This window comes from Xanthobacter cornucopiae (genome assembly GCF_043195065.2).
GTDB lineage: Bacteria > Pseudomonadota > Alphaproteobacteria > Rhizobiales > Xanthobacteraceae > Xanthobacter.
Window position 1 is genome coordinate 1,638,183 of record NZ_CM195531.1, and the last position, 25,634, is coordinate 1,663,816.

The 25,634-nt window shown below is 70.3% G+C and carries 23 protein-coding genes and 2 pseudogenes; 12 read left to right on the top strand and 13 right to left on the bottom strand.

The window, feature by feature from the left end; all coding sequences use genetic code 11:
* Nucleotides 1–84: 84 nt before the first annotated feature.
* Nucleotides 85–1,890 (bottom strand): translation elongation factor 4, encoded by a 1,806-nt coding sequence (gene lepA / locus V5F53_RS07360; protein ID WP_393996609.1) that lies wholly within the window; start codon nucleotides 1,888–1,890, stop codon nucleotides 85–87.
* A 252-nt stretch (nucleotides 1,891–2,142) separates the two neighbouring features.
* Between lepA and V5F53_RS07365 the strand changes: the two genes are divergently transcribed.
* The 3 genes from V5F53_RS07365 to V5F53_RS07375 all read left to right on the top strand — a co-directional run bounded on the left by V5F53_RS07365 (nucleotide 2,143) and on the right by V5F53_RS07375 (nucleotide 3,767).
* Nucleotides 2,143–2,904, top strand: a complete 762-nt coding sequence (locus tag V5F53_RS07365; protein WP_393996608.1) for a YkgJ family cysteine cluster protein — start codon at nucleotides 2,143–2,145, stop codon at nucleotides 2,902–2,904.
* 74 nt (nucleotides 2,905–2,978) lie between these two features.
* Nucleotides 2,979–3,383: a TIGR02301 family protein gene (locus V5F53_RS07370; protein ID WP_393996607.1), complete on the top strand. Its 405-nt coding sequence runs from the start codon at nucleotides 2,979–2,981 to the stop codon at nucleotides 3,381–3,383.
* A gap of 111 nt (nucleotides 3,384–3,494) precedes the next feature.
* Complete coding sequence (locus V5F53_RS07375; protein ID WP_393996606.1) at nucleotides 3,495–3,767, top strand: hypothetical protein; 273 nt, start codon at nucleotides 3,495–3,497, stop codon at nucleotides 3,765–3,767.
* Between the two features lie 472 nt (nucleotides 3,768–4,239).
* Here V5F53_RS07375 and acs read toward each other — a convergent pair whose 3' ends face one another.
* Nucleotides 4,240–6,195, bottom strand: a complete 1,956-nt coding sequence (gene acs / locus V5F53_RS07380; RefSeq protein ID WP_393996605.1) for an acetate--CoA ligase — start codon at nucleotides 6,193–6,195, stop codon at nucleotides 4,240–4,242.
* Nucleotides 6,196–6,531: 336 nt separating this feature from the next.
* Here acs and V5F53_RS07385 point away from each other — a divergent pair, with 336 nt between their 5' ends.
* Entirely contained in the window at nucleotides 6,532–6,903 is a 372-nt protein-coding gene (locus V5F53_RS07385) for a DUF423 domain-containing protein (RefSeq protein ID WP_393996604.1), read from the top strand.
* A 38-nt stretch (nucleotides 6,904–6,941) separates the two neighbouring features.
* On the opposite strand, the gene V5F53_RS07390 is transcribed toward V5F53_RS07385, so the two are convergent.
* Nucleotides 6,942–7,634, bottom strand: a complete 693-nt coding sequence (locus tag V5F53_RS07390; RefSeq protein WP_393996603.1) for a class I SAM-dependent methyltransferase — start codon at nucleotides 7,632–7,634, stop codon at nucleotides 6,942–6,944.
* Nucleotides 7,601–8,014 carry an EVE domain-containing protein gene (locus V5F53_RS07395; protein WP_393996602.1) on the bottom strand — a complete coding sequence of 138 codons (414 nt, stop codon included), beginning with the start codon at nucleotides 8,012–8,014 and terminating at the stop codon, nucleotides 7,601–7,603. The genes V5F53_RS07390 and V5F53_RS07395 overlap by 34 nt, the downstream gene beginning before the upstream one ends.
* A gap of 282 nt (nucleotides 8,015–8,296) precedes the next feature.
* Here V5F53_RS07395 and V5F53_RS07400 point away from each other — a divergent pair, with 282 nt between their 5' ends.
* Nucleotides 8,297–8,596, top strand: coding sequence for an antibiotic biosynthesis monooxygenase family protein (locus V5F53_RS07400; RefSeq protein ID WP_393996601.1), 300 nt, complete (start codon nucleotides 8,297–8,299; stop codon nucleotides 8,594–8,596).
* 50 nt (nucleotides 8,597–8,646) lie between these two features.
* Here the strand turns inward: V5F53_RS07400 and V5F53_RS07405 are convergent, their stop codons facing one another.
* The 4 genes from V5F53_RS07405 to hemC form a co-directional block, all read right to left on the bottom strand.
* Nucleotides 8,647–10,503, bottom strand: coding sequence for a heme biosynthesis protein HemY (locus tag V5F53_RS07405; protein WP_393996600.1), 1,857 nt, complete (start codon nucleotides 10,501–10,503; stop codon nucleotides 8,647–8,649).
* The gene (locus V5F53_RS07410; protein ID WP_393996599.1) at nucleotides 10,500–12,056 is read right to left on the bottom strand and encodes a hypothetical protein; all 1,557 of its coding nucleotides are present in this window, start codon (nucleotides 12,054–12,056) and stop codon (nucleotides 10,500–10,502) included. Before V5F53_RS07410 ends, V5F53_RS07405 begins: the two co-directional genes overlap by 4 nt.
* A gap of 86 nt (nucleotides 12,057–12,142) precedes the next feature.
* Nucleotides 12,143–12,841 (bottom strand): uroporphyrinogen-III synthase, encoded by a 699-nt coding sequence (locus V5F53_RS07415; protein WP_393996598.1) that lies wholly within the window; start codon nucleotides 12,839–12,841, stop codon nucleotides 12,143–12,145.
* A gap of 4 nt (nucleotides 12,842–12,845) precedes the next feature.
* A complete protein-coding gene (gene hemC / locus V5F53_RS07420; protein WP_393996597.1) occupies nucleotides 12,846–13,838 on the bottom strand; it encodes a hydroxymethylbilane synthase in 993 nt (330 codons plus the stop codon).
* A gap of 77 nt (nucleotides 13,839–13,915) precedes the next feature.
* On the opposite strand from hemC, the gene tsaD reads away from it, so the two are divergent.
* The gene (gene tsaD / locus V5F53_RS07425) at nucleotides 13,916–14,986 is read left to right on the top strand and encodes a tRNA (adenosine(37)-N6)-threonylcarbamoyltransferase complex transferase subunit TsaD (RefSeq protein WP_393996596.1); all 1,071 of its coding nucleotides are present in this window, start codon (nucleotides 13,916–13,918) and stop codon (nucleotides 14,984–14,986) included.
* A 3-nt stretch (nucleotides 14,987–14,989) separates the two neighbouring features.
* Complete coding sequence (locus tag V5F53_RS07430; protein ID WP_393996595.1) at nucleotides 14,990–15,970, top strand: NAD(P)H-dependent glycerol-3-phosphate dehydrogenase; 981 nt, start codon at nucleotides 14,990–14,992, stop codon at nucleotides 15,968–15,970.
* A 211-nt stretch (nucleotides 15,971–16,181) separates the two neighbouring features.
* On the opposite strand, the gene V5F53_RS07435 is transcribed toward V5F53_RS07430, so the two are convergent.
* Complete coding sequence (locus V5F53_RS07435; protein WP_393996808.1) at nucleotides 16,182–17,231, bottom strand: ligase-associated DNA damage response exonuclease; 1,050 nt, start codon at nucleotides 17,229–17,231, stop codon at nucleotides 16,182–16,184.
* Between the two features lie 60 nt (nucleotides 17,232–17,291).
* Between V5F53_RS07435 and V5F53_RS07440 the strand changes: the two genes are divergently transcribed.
* Nucleotides 17,292–18,215 carry a class I SAM-dependent DNA methyltransferase gene (locus tag V5F53_RS07440; protein WP_393996594.1) on the top strand — a complete coding sequence of 308 codons (924 nt, stop codon included), beginning with the start codon at nucleotides 17,292–17,294 and terminating at the stop codon, nucleotides 18,213–18,215.
* Between the two features lie 16 nt (nucleotides 18,216–18,231).
* On the opposite strand, the pseudogene V5F53_RS07445 reads toward V5F53_RS07440, so the two are convergent.
* The 4 genes and pseudogenes from V5F53_RS07445 to V5F53_RS07460 form a co-directional block, all read right to left on the bottom strand.
* Nucleotides 18,232–18,324: pseudogene (locus V5F53_RS07445) on the bottom strand (IS5-like element IS711 family transposase); the annotation flags it as partial.
* A gap of 103 nt (nucleotides 18,325–18,427) precedes the next feature.
* A pseudogene (locus V5F53_RS07450) lies at nucleotides 18,428–19,038 on the bottom strand (IS5 family transposase); the annotation flags it as partial.
* A 220-nt stretch (nucleotides 19,039–19,258) separates the two neighbouring features.
* Nucleotides 19,259–19,765: a tyrosine phosphatase family protein gene (locus V5F53_RS07455; RefSeq protein ID WP_393996593.1), complete on the bottom strand. Its 507-nt coding sequence runs from the start codon at nucleotides 19,763–19,765 to the stop codon at nucleotides 19,259–19,261.
* Nucleotides 19,762–20,325, bottom strand: coding sequence for an HD domain-containing protein (locus tag V5F53_RS07460; protein ID WP_393996592.1), 564 nt, complete (start codon nucleotides 20,323–20,325; stop codon nucleotides 19,762–19,764). Before V5F53_RS07460 ends, V5F53_RS07455 begins: the two co-directional genes overlap by 4 nt.
* A 685-nt stretch (nucleotides 20,326–21,010) precedes the next feature.
* On the opposite strand from V5F53_RS07460, the gene V5F53_RS07465 reads away from it, so the two are divergent.
* The 4 genes from V5F53_RS07465 to V5F53_RS07480 all read left to right on the top strand — a co-directional run bounded on the left by V5F53_RS07465 (nucleotide 21,011) and on the right by V5F53_RS07480 (nucleotide 25,603).
* Nucleotides 21,011–21,550: an NUDIX hydrolase gene (locus V5F53_RS07465; protein WP_393996591.1), complete on the top strand. Its 540-nt coding sequence runs from the start codon at nucleotides 21,011–21,013 to the stop codon at nucleotides 21,548–21,550.
* A gap of 283 nt (nucleotides 21,551–21,833) precedes the next feature.
* Nucleotides 21,834–23,222 carry an ethanolamine ammonia-lyase subunit EutB gene (locus tag V5F53_RS07470; protein ID WP_393996590.1) on the top strand — a complete coding sequence of 463 codons (1,389 nt, stop codon included), beginning with the start codon at nucleotides 21,834–21,836 and terminating at the stop codon, nucleotides 23,220–23,222.
* Nucleotides 23,219–23,998 carry an ethanolamine ammonia-lyase subunit EutC gene (gene eutC, locus V5F53_RS07475; protein WP_393996589.1) on the top strand — a complete coding sequence of 260 codons (780 nt, stop codon included), beginning with the start codon at nucleotides 23,219–23,221 and terminating at the stop codon, nucleotides 23,996–23,998. Before V5F53_RS07470 ends, eutC begins: the two co-directional genes overlap by 4 nt.
* Before the next feature lie 87 nt (nucleotides 23,999–24,085).
* A complete protein-coding gene (locus V5F53_RS07480; RefSeq protein ID WP_393996588.1) occupies nucleotides 24,086–25,603 on the top strand; it encodes an amino acid permease in 1,518 nt (505 codons plus the stop codon).
* Nucleotides 25,604–25,634 lie beyond the last annotated feature (31 nt).

The window sequence follows — 25,634 nt, forward strand, 5'->3', positions numbered from 1 at the left end:
CACTCCTGCTCGCCGGCCAAAGCCGCGCACCGCGGGGAGAGTGCAGCGAGTCGCGATCACACGCCAGACGGCGAGGCCCGCGCCTCACTCGTCCATCTTGAGCGCGGCGATGAAGGCTTCCTGGGGAATCTCCACCTTGCCGAACTGGCGCATCTTCTTCTTGCCTTCCTTCTGCTTGTCCAACAGCTTGCGCTTTCTGGTGATGTCGCCGCCGTAGCACTTGGCGGTGACGTCCTTGCGCAGGGCCTTGATGGTCTCGCGGGCAATGATCTTGGCGCCGATGGCGGCCTGGATCGGGATGTTGAACAGGTGCTGGGGAATGAGATCCTTCAACTTCTCGCACATCACCCGCCCGCGCGCCTCGGCGCGGGTGCGGTGCACCAGCATGGACAGGGCGTCCACCGGCTCCGCATTCACCAGGATCGACATCTTCACCAGATCGCCGGTGCGGTATTCGGTGATCTGATAGTCGAACGAGGCGTAGCCCTTGGAGATGGACTTCAGCCGGTCGTAAAAGTCAAACACCACCTCGTTGAGCGGCAGGTCATAGGTGACCATGGCGCGCGCGCCCACATAGGTGAGCTCGATCTGGTTGCCGCGCCGGTCCTGGCACAGCTTGAGCACGGAGCCGAGATAATCGTCCGGAGTGAGGATGGTGGCGCGGATCCACGGCTCGCGGATTTCCTTGATCTTCACCACGTCCGGCATGTCCGCCGGGTTGTGCAGGTCGATCACCGTGTCGTCGTTCATCTCGATCTCGTAGATGACCGAGGGCGCGGTGGCGATAAGGTCGAGATTGAACTCGCGCTCCAGCCGCTCCTGGATGATCTCCAGGTGCAGAAGGCCGAGGAAGCCGCAGCGGAAGCCGAAGCCCAGCGCGGCGGAGGTCTCCATCTCGAACGAGAAGCTGGCATCGTTGAGGCGCAGCTTGCCCATGGCGGCACGCAGGTCCTCGAAGTCCGCCGCATCCACCGGGAACAGGCCGCAGAACACCACCGGCTGCGCCGGCTTGAAGCCCGCCATGGCCTCGGCGCAGGGGCGCTTGTCCTCGGTGATGGTATCGCCCACGCGGGTGTCGGCCACCTCCTTGATGGAGCCGGTGAGAAAGCCGATCTCCCCCGGGCCCAGTTCGGCCATGGCCACCATCTTGGGGGTGAACACGCCCACCCGATCCACGTCATAGACCGCGCCCGAGCCCATCATCTTGATGCGCTGGCCCTTCTTCAGCACGCCATCGACGATGCGCACCAGCACCACCACGCCGAGGTAGGTGTCGTACCAGCTGTCCACGAGCAGCGCCTTCAGCGGCGCCTCGCGATCGCCCATGGGCGGCGGCAGGCGGGTGACGATGGCTTCCAGCACCTGGTCCACGTTCAACCCGGTCTTGGCCGAGATGCCGATGGCGTTGGAGGCATCGAGGCCGATCACGTCCTCGATCTGCGCCTTGACCTTCTCCGGCTCCGCCGCCGGCAGGTCCACCTTGTTGAGGACCGGCACGATGTCGTGATTGTTGTCGATGGCCTGGTAGACGTTGGCCAGCGTCTGCGCCTCCACCCCTTGCGAGGCATCCACCACCAGCAGCGAGCCTTCCACGGCGGCCAGCGAGCGGTTCACCTCATAGGCGAAGTCCACGTGCCCGGGGGTGTCGATGAGGTTCAGCGTATAGGTCTCGCCGTCCTTCGCCTTGTAGGAGAGCCGGACGGTCTGCGCCTTGATGGTGATTCCCCGCTCGCGCTCGATGTCCATGCTGTCGAGCACCTGATCCGTCATCTCGCGCTCGGAGAGCCCGCCGGTGATCTGGATCAGGCGGTCGGCGAGGGTCGACTTTCCATGGTCGATATGGGCGACGATGGAGAAGTTGCGGATGTTCTTCTGGGCGCTGGCGGTCATCGTGGCCGCATAGCACCGGCCACGGGCGGCCACAAGCGCCGCGACCCCGACGCGCGCCCCGGGCGCCGCGTCCTCTTCGGATGACGCCTGCGCCCGCGCGCAGGCGTGGTCGCAGGCATGCCTACGCAATTTCCCCGAGTTTCCGCTATTTTCCCCAGGAAATAGCTTAAGCGCACCCCGGCCGGAGCCGAGCCCCACGTGATGTTTGGTCACGTTTTCCGGTCGTTTCTTTAAATGTTTGGGAGAGCCGTGGTGTCCATTGCCCCGAGCGCGGCACAGGCCGCCGATACCGAAGGACCGGTCGCGTTTTTCCAGGCCCAGCATCAGGGCTTTCTCGGCACCTTCACGTCCCACAGGGCGAAACCCGATCTCCTCGATCGCATCTGGATGCAGGCCTTCACCAGCTTCGAGCGCAATGTGGAGGACCAGACCCGCGACCTGCCGGCATTGGCCTGCCGCAAGGGCTGCGGCACCTGCTGCCAGATCCTGGTCGCCGCCACCGCGCCCGAAGTGCTGATGGTGGCGCGCTATGTGCGCGGCATGGCCGCCGGCTTCAAGACCGTGGGCATCGACCTGGTCGGCCGGCTGTACGGCGCCGCAAATTTCGTGGAACCCTCCGGCGACTTGCGTCCCATGGCCTTGACGCGGGAATGCCCGTTCCTGGCGGAGGGCATCTGCGTGGTCTATCCGGTGCGGCCGCTCGCCTGCCGCGGCCATGCCTCGTTTAACGAGGAGGCGTGCGTATCCGCCCTCAAGGGGGGCCTCGACGACGTGCCGGTGTCCGAACCGCACCGCACCGTGCGTGGACTGGTGCAGAACGCGCTGCAATCGGCCATGCGCGACGCCGGCTTCGCCTGGGGCCTCTATGATCTGGTGGCGGCGCTGAAGATCGCCCTGGCCCGCCCTGACGCCGAGGCTGAGTTCGCCCAGGGCGGCGATCCGTTCGCGGCGGTCGCCATCGACGCGGTCAGCCGGGAGGAGATGGCCTCCGCCTTCGATCGCCTGAAGAGCTGAGGCGATCGCGCCGGCCATCGCCCTTGACCCGGGCCGCGGAAGGTCGCACCACAGGACGAACCCGTGGACGATCCATGCGCATCCGCTGCCTTCTTCTGTCCTTCGCCCTGGCGCTCAGCCCCGGCTTCGCCACGCGCCATGCCGTGGCCGCGCCGCCCGCCGAGGGTGCCACGCCGCCCTATGACGAGGATCTGCTCCGGCTGGCGGAGATTCTCGGCGGCCTGCACTATCTGCGACCCCTGTGCGGCGCCACCGGCGAGGCCCAGCGCTGGCGGGACGAAATGGTCGCGCTGATCGACACCGAGCAGCCGTCCGAGGCCCGCAAGGGCAAGATGATCGCCTCGTTCAACCGCGGCTATTCCAGCTTTGCGCAGGTCTATCGAAACTGCACCGCGGCGGCGCGGGTGGCGGTGGAACGGCAGTTGGAGCAGGGCTCGCACCTCGCTCACGAGATCGTGGTCCGCTACAGCGGCAACTGACCGCCGCCGGCCGCGCCGCGTTAACCTTTTGGTTAGAACCGGGCTTCCCCGGCAGGCTTGGCATGGTAGGGATGTCCCATCGCCGCCCGTTGCGCGGCTGGAGGCCATCACGTGTCCACATTGCCGAACCCAGCCATCGACCTTCCCGATATTGCGGACATGGCGGCCGACGATCGCCACGCGGCCTTGACCTATTTGAACGACGCCTGGGTCGAGGCGGTCCGCGATGGGCTGGAAGAGGAATGCCTGGTTCAGGCGGCGCTGTTCTCCGCTTTGCGCAACCTCGTCGCCACCTATGGCGAGGAGGCCTGCGCCGAGTTCGTCGCCGGCCTCGCCGCGCGGGTGCGCGGCGGCGAATACACGGTGGCCGGCTGCTGCCACTGACGCGATGAGGAGCCGAGACGCGACGGTCCGGCGATCCGCGGATGCCATGTGATGCTTAGGTGAGAGTACCGCTTGAAGAGTACCGCACGACTTGGGCGGATCGGGTTGCCCGATCCGCCCTTTTCTTTGCCCTCCGGCCCGCGCCCCCGGCGGGACCGCCCGCTCCCCGGCCCATGCGCCGCCAGACGGGCAGCCGCGCCCGTCCCGTCTCTGGACGCTCGAGCCCGCTGCTCACGGGCCGCGAGCGCTCCGGCCGCGAATCCTGCGGACGGCGACGGCGCGAGAAGGCGACAGCGACGCCTGCGGCACACGGATCGCCGCGACCACCACTGGATCGGCTTCAAGCTGGCCGTGCGGCAGCGGCGCGGAACCGTCGACGCCCGGTCACCGGCATGCCCGCAGACCGCCCCAAAACGAAACCGGCGCCCCGAGGGGCGCCGGCTCATGAAGCAAGACCGTGAGTCAGCGGCGATCAGGCCGCAGCATCGCGCTTGTTCTGGCGATTGTGGATGAGGTCGTCCACCACGCCCGGATCGGCCAGGGTCGAGGTGTCGCCAAGGCTCTCGAACTGGTCCTCGGCGATCTTGCGCAGGATGCGGCGCATGATCTTGCCCGAGCGGGTCTTGGGCAGGCCCGGCGCGAACTGGATCAGGTCCGGAGAGGCGATGGGGCCGATTTCCCGGCGCACCCAGCCCACCAGTTCCTTACGCAGTTCCTCGGTGGGCTCAACGCCGTCCATCAAGGTGACATAGGCATAGATGCCCTGACCCTTGATGTCGTGCGGGAAGCCGACCACCGCCGCTTCCGACACCTTCGGGTGAGCGACCAGGGCGCTTTCCACTTCCGCCGTGCCCATGCGGTGGCCGGACACGTTGATGACGTCGTCCACGCGGCCGGTGATCCAGTAATAGCCATCCTCATCGCGGCGGCAACCGTCACCGGTGAAGTATTTCCCCGGATAGGTGGAGAAATAGGTCTGCTCGAAGCGCTCGTGGTCGCCATAGACCGTGCGCATCTGGCCCGGCCACGAATCGGCGATCACGAGGTTGCCCTCGCAGGCGCCGGTCAGCACCTTGCCTTCCGCATCCACCACTTCGGGCAGCACGCCGAAGAACGGACGGGTAGCGGAGCCGGGCTTCAGCTTGGTGGCGCCGGGCAGCGGAGTGATGAGGATGCCGCCGGTCTCGGTCTGCCACCACGTGTCGACGATGGGGCAGCGCTCATCGCCCACCACGCGGTGATACCACTCCCAGGCTTCCGGATTGATGGGCTCGCCCACCGAACCGAGCAGGCGCAGGGACGCGCGCGAGGTCTTCTTCACCGGCTCCTCGCCGCCCTGCATCAGCGAACGGATGGCAGTGGGCGCAGTGTAGAAGATGGTGACCTTATGCTTGTCGATCACTTCCCAGAACCGGGAGGTGGAGGGATAGTTGGGCACGCCTTCGAACATGAGCGTGGTGGCGCCGTTGGCGAGCGGGCCGTAAACGATATAGGAATGGCCGGTCACCCAGCCCACGTCGGCCGTGCACCAGTAAACGTCGCCGTCGTGATAGTCGAAGATGTACTGGTGCGTCATCGACGCATAGACGAGATAGCCGCCGGTCGTGTGCAGCACGCCCTTCGGCTTTCCGGTGGAGCCGGAGGTGTAGAGGATGAACAGCGGGTCTTCCGCGTTCACGTGCGCAGGCGGGCACTCGTCCGTCACCAGCGCCGCCGCCTCGTCGTAATAGACGTCCCGGCCGGGGGTCATCTCCACCTTGCCGCCGGTGCGACGGACCACGATCACATGGTCCACGCCGCCGTCGATCTGCGCCACCGCTGCGTCCACATTGGCCTTCAGCGGCACCTTGCGGCCACCACGCAGGCCTTCGTCGGCGGTGATGATGACCTTGGAGCCGCAGTCGGCCACGCGGCCGGCCAGGCTGTCCGGCGAGAAGCCGCCGAAGACGATGGAATGGACGGCGCCGAGCCGCGCGCAGGCGAGCATGGCATAGGCCGCCTCGGGAATCATCGGCAGGTAGATGGTGACGCGGTCGCCCTTCTCCACGCCGCGATTGCGCAGCACGTTGGCGAGCTTGTTCACCTCGGCCGAGAGCTCACGATAGGTGATGACCTTCGATTCTTCCGGCCCATCGCCCTCCCAGATGATCGCAGGCTGGTCGCCGCGCGCCTCCAGATGCCGGTCCACGCAGTTGTAGGCGACGTTGGTGACGCCGTCCTCGAACCACTTGATGGAGACGTGGCCGGGATCGAACGAGGTATTCTTCACCTTCGTGTAGGGGTGAAACCAGTCGATCCGCTTGCCGTGCTCACCCCAGAAGGTGTTGGGGTCATCAACGGAGGCGGCATACATGGCATTGTAGCGGGCATCATCCACGTAGGCCTTCTCAGCCCATACGGACGGCACATCATAAATCTTTTCGGACATGGCTTTTGCCTCCCTCCCGCGGACCATTGGGCCCGCAACCTTGGATCTTCCCGCCGCCGGCGCGTCACCGTGAGCACGGACGGGACGGCTTGCAATCTTTAGTTTTCGGCGATTTGGTCTCGCCTTATTGGGTCGGGATTATGCTGACCTCGCCCCCACTCCACAAGGCACCCGGAAGCCCGACTTTGGGTGCATAGCGGGACCCGACGCCATGCGCGTCACGCAAAGGCAGGGCCCCCGCCCTCCCTGGGCCGGCACCGGCCGCGACGTCCCGGCCAATGTCTCGAGGCCCGTTTCGCGCCTATAAGATTCAAGGAATCGGGAGGAGCTTCGGCGATGGACATCTGGACGCGGATTCTGCTGGTTCTGGCCGGCCTCCTGGGCGCCTGCGGCGTCGCCGGAGCAGCGGTCGCGGCCCATGTGGCCGGCGGCTCCGTGCTGGAAACGGCAGCCTATTTCCTGATTCTCCATGCCGCCGCGCTCTTCGGGCTGGTCGCGCTTGCGCTCACGCTGACGCGCGGCGGGGCGGCGCTGCGCATCGCCGCGTCGGCTCTGGCGGTGGGCGCGATCCTGTTCTCCGGCGATCTCGCCGCGCGCGCGCTGCTCGACGTGAAGCTGCTCGGCGGGAGCGCGCCCTTCGGCGGCAGCCTCATGATCGCCGGCTGGCTGGTGGCCGCGCTCGCCGCGCTGGTGGCGCGGCGAGCCTGAAAGACGGAACACCCGAGGCCCAGCGGCGCGGTCGCCGCTCAAGCGTCCGCGCGCGGACGCCAGACGCAGGTGCGCTTGATCTCCATGTCTTCCAGCTCGCGCGTCACCGGAACATGGTATTCGGCGAGCTGTTCCAGCCGCGCCTTCGGCAGATAGGTACGTCCGGGATCGCCGATGAGCACCCGCGCGCCACGCCCGGCCAGCGCCAGCAGCCACGCATAGACCCGTTCGGCCAAGTCCTTCTCATAGCAGATGTCGCCGGCGAGCACCGTGTCCCAGCCGCGATCCTGGCCGATGAGGTCCTCCCCCACCGGCTCCAGCGCCACTCCGTTGGCGGCGCCGTTGAGGGCGATGGCGGTCAGAGCGAACGGGTCGATGTCGGCGCAGATGGCTGCCCCCGCCCCCGCCTTCATGGCGGCGATGCCCACCAGCCCGGAGCCGGAGGCGAAATCAAGCACCCGGCCGCCCGCCACCAGCTCGGGATGGTCCAGCACATGGCGCGCCAGCGCCTGCCCGCCAGCCCAGGCGAAGGCCCAGAACGGCGGTGGCAGGCCGATCTCCCCCAGTTCTTCCTCGGTGCGGTGCCAGATGGGCACCGCCTCGTCGGCCACATGGAGCATGACTTCGGGCACCAGCGCGGTGGGACGCAGGCGGGTTTCGGCGCGGATGAAGGCGGCCGGATCGGCGATGCGGGCGCTCACACCCCACCCATCGCGCACAGGATGACCCATTCCTCTTCCGTCACCGGCTGCACCGAGAGGCGGGAATATTTGATGAGCGCCATGTCTTGAAAGCGGGGATCCGCCTTGATCGTGGCAAGGCTGATGGGCGCCTTCAGCGGCTTCACCGCCTTCAGGTCCACCATCACGAACTTGCCGGTGGGGTCCGAGGGGTCCGGATAGGCCTCCTTGATGACCTCGACGATGCCGACGATCTCCTTGCCCTCGTTGGAATGGTAAAAGAAGCCGGTATCGCCGCGCTTCATGGCCAGCATCTGCTGCTTGGCGAGGTGGTTGCGCACGCCGTCCCAATGGGTGCCCGCCTCGCCCGCCTTCACCTGCATGTCCCAGGACCATTTGAAGGGTTCGGATTTATAGAGCCAATGGGCCATGGGCACGCTCGAAATGCTGGGGAAGAACCCGCCCGGTGTGCCGCGTCCGCCGGCGCTTGGCAAGCCCAGGCGACGCACGGCCCCGGGGCGGGGGCTCCATGCGGCGCCTCCCTCGACGGGCTCGATGGTGGCTGGCGAAGCGGTGGAGCCCCGGCAGATGGCCACACCAGAGGCCAAACCGGCGCCTGAAAGCTGCTGTTGGCAGCGGCCGGACCCTTTACCGGCCACCTTCGTGTATGACAGACGCGGCGGCGCCCCGCCGCCGAACAGAAGGACTGCACCATGGTCTATGAGGTCGCCACCATCGAGATCAAAGCCGGCGCCGAGGCCGCCTTCGAGGCCGCCGTCGCGCAGGCCGCTCCCGTGTTCCAGCGTGCGCGCGGCTGCCGTGGCCTCTCGCTGGAGCGCTCGGTCGAGACCCCCAGCCGCTATTTCCTGGTGGTGACCTGGGACAGCGTGGAAGACCACATGGTGCACTTCCGCAATTCGCCGGAGTTCCAGGAGTGGCGCAGCCTCGCCGGGCCGCACATGGCCGGCGCGCCGCAGGTGGAACACACCACGCTCGCCCTCACCGCCTTCTGAAACCAACGGCGGCCCCGGCGCGCATCCGCACCGGGGCCGCCGTCCGCAGATCAGAAGCCGAAGAATCGCCGCTTGGGCGGGGGCGGCTCCGGCTCCGGCTCCTCGGCATCCGGGCCGGGGTCGTCGGGCAGAGGCGGCATGGCAATGATCGGGTCCGCGGTACGGCCCCCGGTTCGCTGCGCCGCCGCGGCGGCGCCATCTCCGGCCGAGGACGGGCCCGCGTCTGGCGCCACCCTGCCGGGTGCCCCATCCCTGGCCGCCACCTCGACCGCCTCCGCGTCCGGTGCACCGGACGACCGGGCGCCCCCATTCGCGGCAGCCGACTCCCTGGCCGCGCGCTCCTTAGCGGCAGCCTCCTTCACAGCAAGCTCCTGCTCAGCGCGCTCCTGAGCCTCCCGCTCCCGGGCGGCGGCTTCCGCCGCTTCTGCCTCCCTGGCGGCGGCGGCTGTCGCTTCCCTGGCGGCCTCGTCCGCAGCAGCCTGGCGGTCGGCGGCCTCGCGAGCCGCGGCCTCGTCCGCAGCCGCGCGGGCGGTGGCTTCCGCCAGGGCCTTGGCCTGCTCTCCGGCGCGCACGGCGGCGATGGCCGCCATGACCCGCTCGGCGCCATGCTCCAGGATCGGCGTCGCCGATACCCCCGGCGGCACCGCCCATTCGAAGGCGTCGAGCCGGCCAGAGACCGGCGATACCGGCTGCCACTGGTCGGAAATCACCCCGTCGGCGATCCAGGCCGGATCGCGCGGCGCGTGGACGGCACGGGCAGTCCATTCACGGGCCTTGCCCACATCGCCGTTCTCGGCCGCCTCCAGCTCCGCCATCAGCAGGCATACACGCTGGCTCGGCGCCTGGAGCAGGGCCTCGAGGGTGCGGCGCGCCTCGTCATATTCATGCGCGTCCAGGGCAGCGCGCGCGAGCGCGATGGCGCTCTCCACGTGGCTCGGCGCCTTGCCGGCCAGCAGCCGGATCCGGCGCAGGCGGTCGAGCGCGGCATCACCGGGCCGCAGGTGCGCTTCCACCTCGGCAAGCTCCGGGTGCGGCGTGGCGGCGTAGGCCGTCTCCACCACCTTCGCCGCCTTCTTCAGCTCCCCGGCAGCGCCCAGCAGGCGCCCGGCGCAGGCGGCCGCCGGCACCAGGGTGGGGGCAAGGCGCACCGCCTCCTGCACCAGCTCCCGCGCCACCAGCGGATCGGAATGCTCCAGCGCCAGCGCCTCGGCCGTGAGCAACACCGCGCGGCGGCGGCGATACTGGGCCTTGTCGATGCCCTTCTGCGCCATCTGCCGTTCCAGCACCGTGCGCGCGGCGCGGAAATCCCCGGCGGCGCAATGGGCCTCGATGACGGCGTCGGCGGCCCAGGCCAGGGTCGGCGCGTCGGCCACCGCCTCGGCGGCGATAGCCGCTGCGGCCACCCGGTCTCCGCTCTTGCGCGCCTCCATGTGCAGGCCGCGCAGACCCAGCAGCCGTGTTTCAGGGCGCGCCGCCATGGCCTTGAAGGCGGTGATGGCGGCGTCGGGATTGTTGTCGAACTGCGCCGCCTGGGCGGTCAGCAAATGGGTCAGCGGCTCGTGCGGCAGCAGGCGGGCCGCCTCGCCGCGCGCCTTGCGGGCGGCGGCGGCGTCGCCGGAACCGATGGCCAGCAGGCCCCGGCTCAGGGCCCGCAGGCCCTGGTCGCGCCGACGCCGGCGGGAGAGCGCCGCCATCAGCTTCGGCGAGGCGATGAGAAAGGCGATGAGCCGCCACAGGGCGAGCATGACCCCGGTGGCCACGGCGATGACGGCAAGGGCCACCGGGACGGTGGTTTCCACCCGCCAGCCCTGCCAGACCACGGAGATTTCGCCCGGCCGATCGGCAATCCAGGAGGCGCCGAAGGCGAGGGCCGCGAGCAGGGCGAGGAACAGGACCAGACGGATCACGGTGCTTTCCCCGAAACGGCGGCGAGCGCCTGCTGATAGAGGGTGGCCGCCGCCTCGGCGGCACGGCGGCGGACGTCGATCTCGCCCGCCACGGTGGCAAGCTTCTCCTGCACCGGCGCCGGCAGTTGCTTCAGCGTGGCGAGGGCAGAGGCCAGATCGCCGGCGCGCACGGCGGCGACCGCGCGGTTCAGGGTGCCGCGCAGGCTCTCGGGGTCCTCGGAACCGGCGGGCCGCACCTTCACCAGGGTCTGGGCACTGGCGAGGAAGCGCGTCACCAGCGTCGCGTCGGGCGCCGGTGCCTCGACCGGAGGCGCAAGGCCGTCGATGGCGGCGTTGCCGGCGACGGCCAGGCGGTCCGCCAGCTTCGGCAATTCTGGAAAACCGGTGGCGGCGACGGCGGCGAAGGGGTCCAGCGCCGCGACACGGGCGCCGACCAGGGCGCGCGCGGCGTCCAGCTCGGCGGCGAACGGCCGGCCGGCGTCCACCGCCTGCTTCAAGGTGCCGAGCACCAGCAGCGCGGCGGCGGTACGATTGACGGCGGAAGACGCGGCGGCGGCATCGGCAGCCTGCTTGCGCACCGTCTCCACATGGGTGGTGAGGGCATCGAGACGCGGACCCAGGACCTGCGCCTGCTGAGCCGTCGCGGTGGCGGTGGCGGCGGCGGCACCGACCGCCGCCTGGACCGCGTCCTGCGCGGTCTTCAGCGCGGCCACGCGGGCGTTCACATCGCCCACGGCGGCGTCGGTCCGGGCGAGCGATGCCTCGGTCTTCGCCTGCGCGGCCTCGATCTTGGCCAAGGCCGCCTTGAGAGCGTCCACGTTCGGCGCCGGAGCCCCGGCAGCGGCGCTCGCCGCCGACGCAGAGGCCGCCTTCAGCGCCGCCAGCGCGGCATCGAGGTCGCGGAAGCGCGCGTCGGCCTGGCTGAGCCCCTGCCGCAGCGCGGCGAGCGCCGCCGGATCGGCCACCGGCCGCGCCTCCAGCACGGCGATGCGCGCGGTCAGCGGGGACATGTCCACCACCGCCGGAGGGGCCTGATGCTGCGCGGCGTAATAGAGCACGCCGCCGCCGGCCGCCCCACCCGCGAGGGCGCCGAGCACCAGGGCGGCGAACACCGTTCCCGCCCCCGATCCGCGACGCGGCTCCGCCGCCGCCCCGGGCGGAAGTGGTTGCGAGGCGCGCGCCGTGCTGGCGGGAGAATCGGCCGCCGGCGACGCCGCTCCGGCCGTGTCGAGCCCGGGCGTGCCGGACACGGCGGCTTCAGGCGCCGACACCGCGGCTTCGGACTCGGGTTTCCCGGGCGAAGATGCCTCTGGCGAAAGTGTCTCGGACGAGGGCGTCTCGGACGAGGGCGTCTCGGACACAGGCTGCACCGCCGCCTCCCCCCCGGCCGTGGCCAGCGGCTCGCCCTTGGCCGGCTCCGCGGCGGCATCGGTCGCCGGCACCGAATCGCCGGCCGCTTCGGCGCGCACCTCCTCGGCTGTCAGGTCGAGAGTGGGCGGAGTGCGGGAACGGCGGGATGAACCGCCAGCCGCCTGGGGATTGTCGCTCGCCATGGGCCTCCTCGTGGGGTCGATCCGCCTTTGCGTCCCGGATAGACCGCCCGGCGGTCCACCGCAACCGTCGCGCGGCGGGGGCGGGATCAGAACAACGCGAACAGGGCGTCCTCATCGGGCGCCGCCGCCGCCTCGATTGGCAGGCCGGCCCGCACCAGCGGCCCCCCCACCTGTTCCGACAGGCAGAACGCGCGCACCCCGGCCAGCTGCCGCAGCAGGCCCGCCGCCTCCACGCAGGTCAGCAGGGTCTTGACCGTGCGCTGGGAGAAATGCAGCGCGGCATCGATGCGGCCCGCCGCCAGGGCCTCCCGCGCGGCGTCCGACAGCGCGTCCGCCGGCGCGGCGGCGTAGATGATGGTCAGCACCAGTTCCAGTTCCGGCGCCTTCAGCAGCTCGGCGAGATCGGTCGCCCGGTCCTCGCCGGCGGGGTTCAGCACCCGCGCGCCCTTGGGCAGAGCCTGGGCCAGCCGCACCGCCAGCGCCTCGGCATCGCCCTCGCAGTCGGTAACCGTGCCGAAGCCCGCGTTCCGCGCCTCCTTGGCGGTGCGCGAGCCCACCGCGAACGCCGGCAAATGAAACAGGGACGGCCCCTCGGGATGGGCGGCGAACGCCTTCACCCCGTTGATGGAGGTGAAGGCCACCGCATCGAACGGCCCGTGCGGCAGCGGCGCCGTGGTGGGGGCGATGCGCAGCATGGGGTCCACCGTCGCCTCGTGGCCGAGCTTGCGCAGGCGTTCGGCGGTCTGGGTGGCGGCGGGTTCGGGCCGGGTGATGAGAAAGTGCATGACGTCAGCTCCGGTGCGCCGACAGGCCGAGGGCACGGGCCGGGGCGCTGTCGCGCAGCCGCGCGCCGCAGCGGGCGCCAAGCGCGGCCGCCTGCGCCACCGGGGCGTTGTCCTCCGTCTCGGCCGCGTCGGCGCCGTCGAGGGCCAGCACCAGGCCGGCGAACCGCACCGTGTCTCCCTGCACCGTCGCCAGGGCGGCGATGGGGGTGCGGCAGGACCCGTCGAGGGCGGCCAGGAACGCCCGTTCCGCCGTCACGGCGATGCCGGTGTCGCGACAGGCGATGGCGGCGATGGCGGCCGTGGTGGCGGCGTCATCGATGCGGGATTCGATGGCCACCGCCCCCTGCCCCACCGCCGGGAGGAAGTCCCGGGTCTCGAGAATCGCGCTCGCCTCATGGGCGAGGCCGAGCCGGGTCAGGCCCGCCAGGGCCAGCAGCGTGGCGTCGAAATCCCCCTCCCGCACGCGGGCGAGACGGGTGTGCACATTGCCCCGCAACAACTCCACCTGCAGGTCCGGCCGCAGCCGCTTCACCTGGGCGCCGCGCCGCAGCGAGGCGGTGCCCACCCGGGCCCCGGCCGGCAGGTCGTCGAAGCCGGCGCCGCGCTTCAGGATGAGGGCGTCGCGCACATCGGCGCGGGGCAGGAAACCCGACAGGAACAGCCCGTCCGGCAGCACCGTGGCCACGTCCTTGGCGGAATGCACGGCCAGGTCGATGCGCCCTTCCAACAGGGCGTCCTCGATCTCCTTGGTGAACAGCCCCTTGCCGCCGGCCTCCGACAGGGCACGATCCTGGATGGTGTCGCCGGTGGTGCGGATGACCTCGATGGCAATGGCGTCCACCGGCACGCCCTGGGCGGCGGCCAGGGCGGCCTGGACCGCATGGGCCTGCCACAGCGCCAGCGGACTGCCGCGCGTGCCGATGCGAAGGCGCGGCGCGGCGGTTTTCACGGCCGGGGCGAGGAACGGGCTCGTTTGGGGGTTCGTGTCTGCGCTCATGGGCGCGTACAATGCTCGCAGGAATCAAATCGGGGTAGAGCGGCGTTCCGGCGCAGCGTGGATAAGGCGGGGGCAGCGTGGCGGATCTTCTCGTTCTCGGCATCGAGACCACGTGCGACGAGACCTCGGCCGCCGTGGTGGCCCGCTCGCCCTCGGGCGCCAGCGACATCCGCTCCAATGTCATCCGCTCGCAGATCGCCATTCATTCGCCCTATGGCGGCGTGGTGCCGGAGATCGCCGCGCGCGCCCATGTGGAGATCCTCGACCACGTCATCGCCGAGGCCATGCGCCAGGCGAATCTCTCCTTCTCCGAGCTGTCGGGCATCGCGGCGGCGGCGGGGCCGGGGCTCATCGGCGGGGTCATCGTCGGCCTCACCACCGCCAAGGCCATCGCGCTCGCCGCCCACAAGCCGCTGGTGGCGGTGAACCACCTGGAGGCGCACGCCCTCACCGCCCGCCTCACCGACGGCGTGGCCTTCCCGTACCTGCTGCTGCTGGTCTCCGGCGGGCACACCCAGTTGCTGGCCGTGGAGGACGTGGGCCGCTACACCCGCCTCGGCACCACGCTCGACGACGCGGTGGGCGAGGCCTTCGACAAGGTCGCCAAGATGCTGAGCCTGCCCTATCCCGGCGGGCCGCAGGTGGAGGCCCAGGCGGCCCACGGCTACGGCGGCCGATTCGGTTTTCCCCGCCCGCTGCTGGGCCGGCGCGAGCCCGACTTCTCCCTGTCCGGCCTCAAGACCGCGGTGCGGCTGGAAGCGGAAAAGCTCGCCCCCCTCACCGACGACGACGTGGCGGACCTGTGCGCCGGTTTCCAGGCCGCGGTGGTGGACGTGATCGTGGACCGGGTGCGGGCGGGGGCGCGGGCCTTCCGCGACCGGCTGGGGCGCGGTCCCACGGCGCTGGTGGTGGCCGGCGGCGTGGCCGCCAACGGCGCCATTCGCACCGCCCTCGGCCGGGTCGCGGCCGAGCTCAACACCCGTTTCGCCATGCCGGCGCCCAACCTGTGCACCGACAATGGCGCCATGATCGCCTGGGCCGGCGCCGAGCGGCTGTCGCGCAAGCTCACCGACACGCTGGAGGTGAGCCCCCGCGCCCGCTGGCCGCTGGACCCGGCGGCCTCCGCCTCCGCCTCCGCCCGGGCCTGACCGGTGCCGCACATCCACACCATCGGCGTCGTGGGCGCCGGCGCCTGGGGCACGGCGCTCGCCAATGCCGCCGCCCGCGCCGGCCGCCAGGTGCACCTTTACGCCCGCGATGCCTCCCAGGTGGCCGACATGCTGGCCCGGCGCGAGAATCGCCACGCTTTGCCCGGCATCGCCCTTGATGCACGGGTGACGCCCACCGCCGATCTTTCCGAGGCGACGCGCGCCGACGCGTTGTTGCTGGTGGTGCCGGCCCAGGCCTGCCGGACGGTGACGCGGGCGCTGGCGCCGCTGCTGGCGCCGGGCACGCCGGTGGTGTCCTGCGCCAAGGGCATCGAGCGCGGCAGCCGCGCCTTCATGTCCGAGGCCATCGCCGCCGAGGCGCCGGCAGCGCGGCCGGCGGTGCTCTCCGGCCCTTCCTTCGCCAGCGACGTGGCGGCGGGCCTGCCCACGGCGGTGACACTCGCCAGCGCCGACGCCACCCTCGCCGCCGCCCTGTGCGACGCGCTCGGTTCCCCGACGCTGCGGCTCTACTTCTCCACCGATGTGCGCGGCGTGGAGATCGGCGGCGCCACCAAGAACGTGCTGGCCATCGCTGCCGGCATCGTCGCCGGGCGGCGGCTCGGTGCCAGCGCCAGCGCCGCGCTGGTGGCGCGCGGCTTCGCCGAGCTGACTCGGTTCGCTCAAGGCTATGGCGGCCGGTCGGAGACCATGACCGGCCTGTCGGGCCTTGGCGACCTGATCCTGACCACCTCCGGTCCACAATCGCGCAATTTCGCGTTCGGAGCGGCGCTGGGCGCGGGCGCCGCCGCGCCCGACAAGCTGGCGGAAGGCGCCTTCACCGCCAGCGTGCTGGTGGAAATGGCGCAGGCCCGAGGCATCGACATGCCCGTGAGCGCGGCGGTGGACGCGGTGCTTCAGGGCCGCCTGTCCATCGACGCCGCCATCGAGGCGCTCATGGCCCGCCCCCAGAAAGCCGAAGGCTGAGCCGGCCGGCGCCGGAGATCCGCCGAAGCGGGCGCCTCGACCGCCAGGAAAACGGCGGGAACACAGACCGCCAAGGACACGGACGGCCAGGAACACGGACGGCCAAGGACACGGACGGCCAAGGACACGGACGGCCAGAAACACGGACGGCGATGGACAGCCCGGAACAGCAGCGCTCCGGGGCGGCGTGCGATCCACGGCGCGGCGCGTTTCAGGCCGCCCCGCCAGGGAGGCCCGGCTCGCTCGCCCCGTCCTCGTCGCCATAGCCCACCAGCCGCAGCGGGCGGGCGCGGAGCTGGCGGGTGTGGGCCCAGTGCACCAGGGCGTCCTCGGCCCCATGGGTGACCCACAGCTCTTCGCAGCCGGTGGCGCCAACGCTCGCGCACAGGCCATCCCAGTCGGCATGGTCCGACACCACCAGCGGCAGTTCCACGCCGCGCTGGCGGGCCCGCGCGCGCACCCGCATCCAGCCCGAGGCGAACACGGTCAGAGGATCGGCGAAGCGCCGCGCCCACAGGTCGGTCATGGCCATGGGCGGGGCGATCACGATGGCCCCCGCGAGCGCCGCCTTGCCGGCGCGGCCCGCGCCCGCCGCTACCGGCTCCAGCGCGCCGAAATCCTGGCCTCGGCTCACATAATAGTCGGTGACGGCGGCGAGCGCGCCGTGCAGGTGCAGCGGCGCGGTGAAGCCCGCCTGCCGGATCAGCGCCATCAGCCGCTGCGCCTTGCCCAGGGAATAGGCCCCCACCAGGTGGGTGCGCTCGGGAAACAGCGCCGCCGACGCCAGCAGCCGGGCCACCTCCCCTGCCGCGGGGGGATGGCGGAACACCGGCAGGCCGAAGGTCGCCTCCGTGACGAACACATGGCAGCGCACCGGCTCGAACGGAACGCAGGTGGGATCGGCGGCATCCTTGTAGTCGCCGGAGACGACGATCACGAGGCCATCCTTCTCCAGCCGCACCTGGGCCGAGCCGAGCACATGGCCGGCGGGATGCAGGCTCACCCGCACGCCGTTGATCTCCACCGCCGCCCCATAGGCAAGGGGCTGGCGCGCACCGGTGAAGCCCGGGCCGAGTCGCAGCGCCATCAGGTCCAGCGTCTCGGTGGTGGCGAGCACGGCGCCATGCCCGGCGCGGGCGTGGTCGGAATGGCCGTGGGTGACCACGGCGCGCGGCACCGCGCGCAGCGGGTCCACATAAAAGTCGCCGGCCGGGCAATAGAGGCCCTTGGGCGAGGGGCAGAGCAGGTCTTCGGCGCGCACGACTGGCCTCACGCGGGGTGGTTCCTATATGGGAAGGCGGTGCAGAACCTGCGAGGTGCCGTGGCCGCCCTTCCCCATTCCTCAAGCTCGGGCGATCCCGCCCTCGACCGCCGCCTGGACTGGGCCCGCGCCCTGATCGCCGAGGGTGACGGCGCCGCGGCGGCGGAACTGCTGACCGACACGGTGGCGCAGGCGCCGCGCTTCGCCGCCGCCTGGTTTCTGCTGGGCGAGGCCAAAGAGGCCGCCGGCGACCTCTCCGGAGCGGCGGCGGCCTTCGCCGAGGCCCGCGCCGCCGACGACGAGGATGTGCTCGGCGCCGGCCTGCGCCTGGCCCGGCTGGGACAGGCGCCGGCGGAGGGGGCCATGTCGCCGGCCTATGTGCGCACCCTGTTCGACCAATATGCCGACCGCTTCGACGCCGCCCTGCGCGGCAAGCTCGCCTATCGCGGGCCGGAGCTGCTGGCAGCGGCGCTCACCACCGTGGCGGGGCCCGACCGGCGTTTCCGGCACGCCCTGGACCTGGGCTGCGGCACCGGTCTTGCCGCACCGCTGTTCGCCCCCCGGGTGGACGCGCTGGACGGGGTGGACCTCTCCCCCGCCATGCTGGCGCGGGCGGAGAAGCTCGGGCTCTATGGGCGGCTCGAGGCCGCCGACATGGAGCAGGCCCTGGCGGCGCGGCCGGCCGCCAGCCTCGACCTGCTGATCGCCGCCGACGCCCTGTGCTACCTGGCGGACCTGGCGCCGCTGTTCGCGGCGGCGGCGCGGGCGCTGGCGCCGGGCGGTCTGTTCGCCTTCACTGTGGAAACCCATGCCGGCAGCGGCGTGCTGCTGCGCGACACCCTGCGCTTTGCCCACCCCGCCCCCACCGTGCGCGCGGCCGCCGCCGGCGCCGGCCTTGCCGTGCGACGGCTGGACGAGGCCTCCACCCGCCGGGAAAAAGGCGTGGCCGTGCCGGGCCTGGTCGGAGTGATGGAACGGCCCTAGGTTGTGTCTGCATTTCGCGTAGCCAGATCATTGGGCATGCGAGATGGACGAACCCCATGAATGCGGAGATCGTTTTGTCGCAGCGCAGGGCAATCCGACGGAAGCGTTTGATACCATCGGCCCCGGTCTTCGACCGGTGCCAAGTGGGTCCGCTCAAGCGCCGCGCGGGCTTGACCAAAGGCCCATGAGTCACGCTCATGGGCCTTTGGTTTGAGTTTGTTGAAGAAGCATTCGACCTGATGGCGCTCTTTGTAGAGCCGCCAGTCGATTGTCGGCTTTCGGGTCCGGCTGGGATTGGCCTTGATCTGCGCCGTTGCGCCGAGATCATCGGCAATGAAGATGCGCAGCGGATCGGCAGCGGAGGCAGCATCGGCGATGACGTGACCGACGCCACGCCGGCCTTTCAGGAGATCCAGCGCCTGTGGAGCGTCGCCACGTTGTCCCGGCGTCGGGTGAATACGGATCGGCAGTCCGATGGCATCGACCGCAGCGTGCAGCTTGGTCGTCAGCCCGCCACGCGAACGGCCAATCGCGGCAGCTTCAGCCCCCCTTTTGCGCCACTTGCATCGGCGTGGACCTTCGAGATCGTGCTGTCGATCAGGACGTATTCGAAGTCCGGCGTGTCGGCCATCGCATGGAACAGCTTCTCCCAAACGCCAGCGTGCGACCAACGGCGGAACCGCGCATGGACCCCGCTCCATGTGCCGAACACCTCCGGCAGATCACGCCGGCGTGCTGCATTGCCCGCCATCCACAAAATGGCATCCACGAACAGCCGATTGTCGACCCCGCTGCGCCCACGCAGCCCATCCCGGCCAGGAAGCCGGCCAGGAAGCCGGCCAGGAAGCCGGCCAGGAAGCCGGCCAGGAAGCCGGCCAGGACGATGGTTCGCAATCCGCTCCCATTGATCGTCCCTCAGCGTGCGCCTGCCCATGAACTGGCTCCTTCGCCAGCCTTGAATCAGAACTCACCCATGATCGGAATCATCAAATGCAGACAGGCCCCAGGGCGCGCCGGAGCGAGAACCGGCCTGGCGCGCCGCCTCAGCTCACCGGCAAGGCGAAGGGCACGCCCTCGAACGCATCGCGCCCGCGGCCGATGGAGGAAACCGCCGCCACCATGCGCCCCTCGCGGCCCAGCGCCGCGTCGGCCAGGGCGACAATGCGCGGGTTGGGCGTGGCGGTGGGGGAGGCGTGGCGCAGGCGTCGCGCCAGCTCCAGCTCGTCCTGGTCCGGCAGCAGGGCGCACAGCGAAGCATAGGCCGCCGCCGTCGAGCGCGAGATGCCGGCAAAGCAGTGAATCACCAGCGGCGTCTGGCGCGGCCAAGCATGCACGAAATCGAACAGCTCGTGCATGTGGTGGTTGGACGGCGCCACCATGCCCTCGATCTCCTCGACGATGTCGTTGATGCCGAGGAACAGATGGTTGGTGGGGTCCACATTGCTCGGACGCGTGAACACCGTGCCGCCGTTGATGAGCGAGATGACGTGGCGCGCGCCGGTGGCGGCCACCGTCTCATGCAGCTTGGCGAGGGAGCAGACGTGGATCATGGCTTGAGCTCCTCGAAACGTTGCAGAAACCGCGCCTTGGCGGTTTCCGCCTCCCAAGGGGTGAGATAATCACTTTCCTCAAGGTCGGCTAGGTGCACCGGACGGCCGAAGACGTGCCTCGCCTCCGTCGCCGAAAAGCCCGCCAGCCACACCGCCTCCAGATAGGCCGACGCGCGGTCGGCGGCCTTGACCTGCTTCACCAGGGCCTCCGGCCACAGCGCCGGCAGGGAAAAGCGCAACGAGATGGCCGCCAGGAGGCGCGCTTCCACAGTCTGATAGCTGCCGCCCAGCACCGCCTTGAACGGCGAGATCATGTCGCCGATCACATATTCCGGGGCATCGTGCAGCAGCACGCACAGGCGCCAGCGCGGGTCCATGTCGGGATGGGTCTGGCGCGACAGGCGCTCCGTCAGCAGCGAATGCTGGGCCACCGAGAAGATGTGCCCGCCCCGGGTCTGCCCGTTCCAGCGCGCCACCCGGGCAAGGCCATGGGCGATGTCCTCGATCTCCACATCCAGCGGCGAGGGGTCGAGCAGGTCCAGCCGCCGGCCGGACAGCATTCTCTGCCACGCCCGCGGCGGCGCGCCGCGCTTCGCGCGCGGCCGGCGAGGCGGGGACGCGGGCAAGGCCGCGGCATCCGGCGGCACGGAAGATCGGGAGGTCACGACTCAAGGGCTCCGTTGTCGGAACAGGTCTTAGCCGAGAGGACGGAACGCGGCGATGAACAGGAGCCCGCCCCGGCCCGCGGCTGGTGACACTCTGCCATGACAAAAGGAAGGGGGAAGCGTCGCGATCCACCCCGGCGCGGCCCCGCGGCGCGGTGCTTCCGACCTGGACGCCCCGCGCGGGCCGGGCCCATGCGCGGTCTGCCCGGCGACGCGCGCTCTGACCGCCCTGTCAGGCGCCGAAACCCTTGCTCACCGCCACACGCCACGGACAACCCGCCCCACCTGCAGTTCCGCCGTCGCGCCATCTGCCGCACGCGGCGCGACAGCCAGGCGCGTTGGTCGGCAACACAGCCGCGCATGCTCCCCTTCGGCGACCCCCTCCGATGGGTGCGGAGCGGTTGGCCTCCGCGGGCGCAGTCGCGTCGGCCGGCTCACGCAGGGGCCGCCTTTGTCGCGGTGGCGCATCTGTGCAGACGCGGTTCCATGGCGCATCTTCCATTCCGGCGCAAAGAGTGAACCATTGAGGCTGGGGATCAACGCCCATGCCCCTTTCCGCCGATGCCGCAGGAGACCGCCCGTGACCGCAGGGTCCACCACCGCCGAGTCCGAGGCCATACCGACCAGGGCGACACACGCTACCAGCGTCGGCTCCAACGTCGCGGGGTTGAAGACCGCGCAGGCCAACGCCGAAGGGCCACCGGTGCGCCCCACCCTGGCGGCCAGCGCCGCCGTGTTTCGCGGCCCCCTGGTGCTGCTCGCCCGGCGCGGCGCCGGCCCGGCCAGCGGCCTGTGGAGCCTGCCCGGCGGCCATGTGGAGCCCGGCGAAAGCCTGGCCGACGCCGCCCGCCGCGAGGTGCGGGAGGAGGTCGGCGTGGAGGCGCAGGTGATCGCTGTGGCCGGCACGCGGGAGATCATCCGCCACGACGCCGAAGGCCGCCTGCTGGCACATTATGTGGTGGTCGCCCATGCCGCCCGATGGCGGGCCGGCGAACCCACCCCCGGCGCCGAGGCGGCGGAGGTGGGCTGGTTCCGGCCGGCGGAGGTGGCCAGCCTTGCCGCCACCGACGGGCTGGCCGGCATCGTCGCCGCCGCCGCCCACATCCTTGGCGCCGAATAGGCGCGCTCACGCCATCCACAGGCCGGCCACCGCCCGACGCACCGGCGGCGATCACCCCGCCCCGGGCGCACCCGCGCGGTGCGCCCCACCGCCGAAGGTCCGCCGGTCACGATTCCCCCGGGCGCATTCCCACGGCGCCCTCCCGTAGCGCGTCCATCGGCGCATCCCCGGGCGGCGACGATCCCGTCCGCGGGGGGAGAATAACCTCGCGTCTCCACACATCTCCACATAATGGCACGTTTATTGTTTATAGTGCGGACGATTCCGACCGAGGAGCACGTCCATGGCCTTCGTCCACCGCATTGGCGCGCGGTCCCATGTCTTTTCCGACCTCAAGGACCTGATGGCGAAGGCCACGCCGCCGCGCTCCGGTGACATGCTCGCCGGCATTGCCGCCGCCTCCGCGGAGGAAAACGTGGCCGCCCGGATGTGCCTGGCGGATGTGCCGTTGAAGGCGTTCCTCTCCGAGGCCCTGGTGCCCTACGAGCAGGACGAGGTCACGCGGCTGATCCTGGACGAGCATGACCCGGTGGCCTTCGCGCCGGTTTCTGCCCTCACCGTGGGCGATCTGCGCGACTTCCTGCTTTCCGATCAGGCAACGCCCGAGGGGCTGGCCGGGCTGGAGCGGGGCCTGACGCCGGAGATGGTGGCCGCCGTCTCCAAGATCATGCGCAACCAGGATCTCATCCTGGTGGCGAAGAAGTGCCGGGTGGTCACCCGCTTCCGCAACACCATCGGCCTGCCAGGCACCATGGCGGTGCGGCTCCAGCCCAACCACCCCACCGACGATGCCGCCGGCATTTCCGCCACCATCCTCGATGGCCTGCTCTACGGCTGCGGCGACGCGGTCATCGGCATTAACCCCGCCTCCGACAGCCTGGCCGTCATCGAGCGCCTGTTGAAGCTGATGGATGAGGTGATCCGCCGTTTCGAGATTCCGACCCAGAGCTGCGTGCTGACCCATGTCACCAGTTCCATCGAGCTGATGAACCGCGGTGCCCCGGTGGACCTGGTGTTCCAGTCCATCGCCGGCAGCGAGGGGGCGAACCGCTCGTTCGGCGTCGACCTGAAGGTGCTGCAGGAGGGCTACGAGGCCGCCCGCGCGCTGAAGCGCGGCACCGTGGGCCAGAACGCCATGTATTTCGAAACCGGCCAGGGCTCCGCCCTCTCCGCCGGCGCCCATCACGGCGTCGACCAGCAGACGCTGGAGGCCCGCGCCTATGCGGTCGCCCGCAAGTTCGAGCCTCTGCTGGTGAACACCGTGGTCGGCTTCATCGGCCCAGAATATCTCTACGATGGCAAGCAGATCATCCGCGCCGGCCTGGAAGACCATTTCTGCGGCAAGCTGCTCGGCGTGCCGCTGGGGGTGGACGTCTGCTACACCAACCATGCCGAGGCCGACCAGGACGACATGGATACGCTGCTCACTTTGCTCGGCGCGGCCGGCGTCACCTATGTCATGGGCATTCCCGGCGCCGATGACGTGATGCTGAACTATCAGTCCACCTCCTTCCACGACGCCCTCTACATCCGCGAGGTGCTGGGCCTCCGGCGCGCGCCGGAGTTCGAGGCCTGGCTGGAGCGCATGGGCATCACCGATCCCGCGGGCAAGCTGCTGCCGGCCAGCGGCGCCCACCCCCTTCTCGGCTTCATTCAGGAACAGGCGGCATGATCGCGCGCGACCCCTGGCTCACCTTCGCCCGCCACACGCCGGCGCGCATCGCGCTGGGACGCACCGGCGCCAGCCTGCCCACCGAAGAGGTGCTGCGCTTCGCCCTCGCCCATGCCCAGGCGCGCGACGCGGTGCACATGCCGTTCGATGCCGCCACCGTGGAGACCGAGATCCGCGCCCTCGGCTTCGAAACCCTGCGCGTGGAAAGCGCGGCGCCCGCCCGCGACGTCTATCTTCGCCGCCCCGATCTCGGCCGCCGCCTGAGCGAGCAGAGCCGCACCCGGCTGGCCGCGCGGCAGGGGCCGCCGGTGGACCTCGCCCTCGTCGTCGCCGACGGCCTGTCCGCCGCCGCCATCCATGCCCAGACGGCGCCCTTCCTGGCCGCCTTCAAGCCCTGGATCGAACAGCAGGGCTGGAGCCTCGCCCCGGTGGTGATCGCCGCCCAGGCGCGGGTGGCCCTGGGCGACGAAGTGGGGGAATTGCTGAACGCCCGCGCCCTGGCGGTGCTGGTGGGCGAACGGCCGGGCCTGTCCTCCCCGGACAGCCTCGGCCTCTATCTGACCCTGGCGCCGCGGGTGGGCCGCACGGATGCGGAGCGCAACTGCATCTCCAATGTGCGGGCCGAAGGGCTGAGCCACCCGCTGGCCGCCTTCAAGCTGGCGTGGCACCTCAAGACGGCGCTGCGGCTCGGCCTCACCGGAGTGGGCCTGAAGGACGAAAGCGACCTGCTGCTGATCGAGGGAACGCCCCCCGCGACCCTGCCTGACCTTAGGTAAGTTTCTGGACAGGCATAATATTTGCCTTTCTTAAAGTCAGGCTCGGACCAGGAGCGGTCGCGTGCCGGCAAGCAAAATGGGGGTGTCATGGCTGACGTCAAGACGACTGACGGCAAAAGCGCAGGCGTGACCTACACGAGCGTGGACGTCACCTATTTCGAGCAGCGGGCGTTGAAGCGCCATGCGCGGGTCTGGTCCTTGTGGGCCCTGGGGGTCGGGGCGGTGATCTCGGGTCACTTCTCCGGCTGGAATCTGGGCATTGCCTCGGGCGGCTGGGGCGGCATGTTCATCGCCGCTGTCATCATCGCCATCATGTATCTCGGCCTCACCTTCTCCATCGCCGAGATGTCGCCTGCCCTGCCGCACACGGGTGCCGCCTATTCCTTCGCCCGCACCACCATGGGTCCGTGGGGCGGCTTCGTCACCGGCCTGTGCGAGAACGTGGAATATGTCATCACCCCGGCGGTGGTGGTGTCCTTCATCGGCTCTTATATGGGCTCCATTTTCGGCACACCGCCTGAATTTCAGCCAGTCTACTGGATCTTCGGCTACATCATCTTCGTCGGGCTGAACGTGGTGGGGGTGGAACTCTCCTTCCGCGTGACGCTGGTGGTGACGCTGGCGGCGCTCGCCTGCCTGGTGGCCTTCTGGGTCAGCGCCCTGCCGGTGGCGGACTTCTCGCGCTGGGCGCTGAACATCGGCGTCGGGCCGGACGGCACGGCGGTGGAATTGCCCAACGGCGGCGGCCCATTCCTGCCGTTCGGCCTCGCCGGCGCGTTCGGCGCCCTGCCGTTCGCGGTGTGGCTGTTCCTGGCCATCGAGCAGCTGCCGCTGGCGGCAGAGGAATCGGTGGACCCCAAGACCGACATGCCCAAGGGCATCATGGCCGGCATGGCGACACTGATCGTCTCCGCCTTCATGATCCTGTGGCTGAATTCGTCGGTGGCGAACGGCGCGTTCGGCCTGTCCACCTCGCTGGAACCGCTGCTGGACGGCTTCAAGGCCATCTACGGCACCGGCCTCGCCAAGCTGCTGGCGGGGGTGGCGGTGATCGGCCTGATCGCTTCGTTCCACACCATCATCTACGCCCAGGGGCGGCAGATCTACTCGCTGTCGCGGGCCGGCTACTTTCCGCGCGGCCTCTCCATCACCCACGGCGGCCGCAAGACGCCGCACGTGGCCATGATCGCCGGCGCGGTGGTGGGCCTGCTCATCATGCTGGTGATCTGGTTCGCGCTCGGGGCGGATGCGGGCGCGGCGGCCATCGGCGGCACCCTGCTGAACATGGCGGTGTTCGGCGCCATGCTGTCCTACGTGATGCAGGCCCTCTCGTTCATCCTGATGCGGAAGAACATGGCCCACATCGAGCGGCCCTATAAGAGCCCGTTCGGCGTGCCAGGGGCGGTGGCCACCATCGTCATCGCCCTCGTCACCATTTATTACCAGCTCTCCGACCCGATCTATCGTTCGGGCGTGATCGGGGTCGCCATCTGGTTCGCCGTCGGCATCGCCTATTTCGCGGCGTTCGGCCGGCACAAGCTGGTGCTCTCGCCGGAGGAGGAATTCGCCCTGTCGAAGGGAACCTCCGAATACAAGAGCTACTGATGACACCCCCCGGCCCCGGTCATCGACCGGG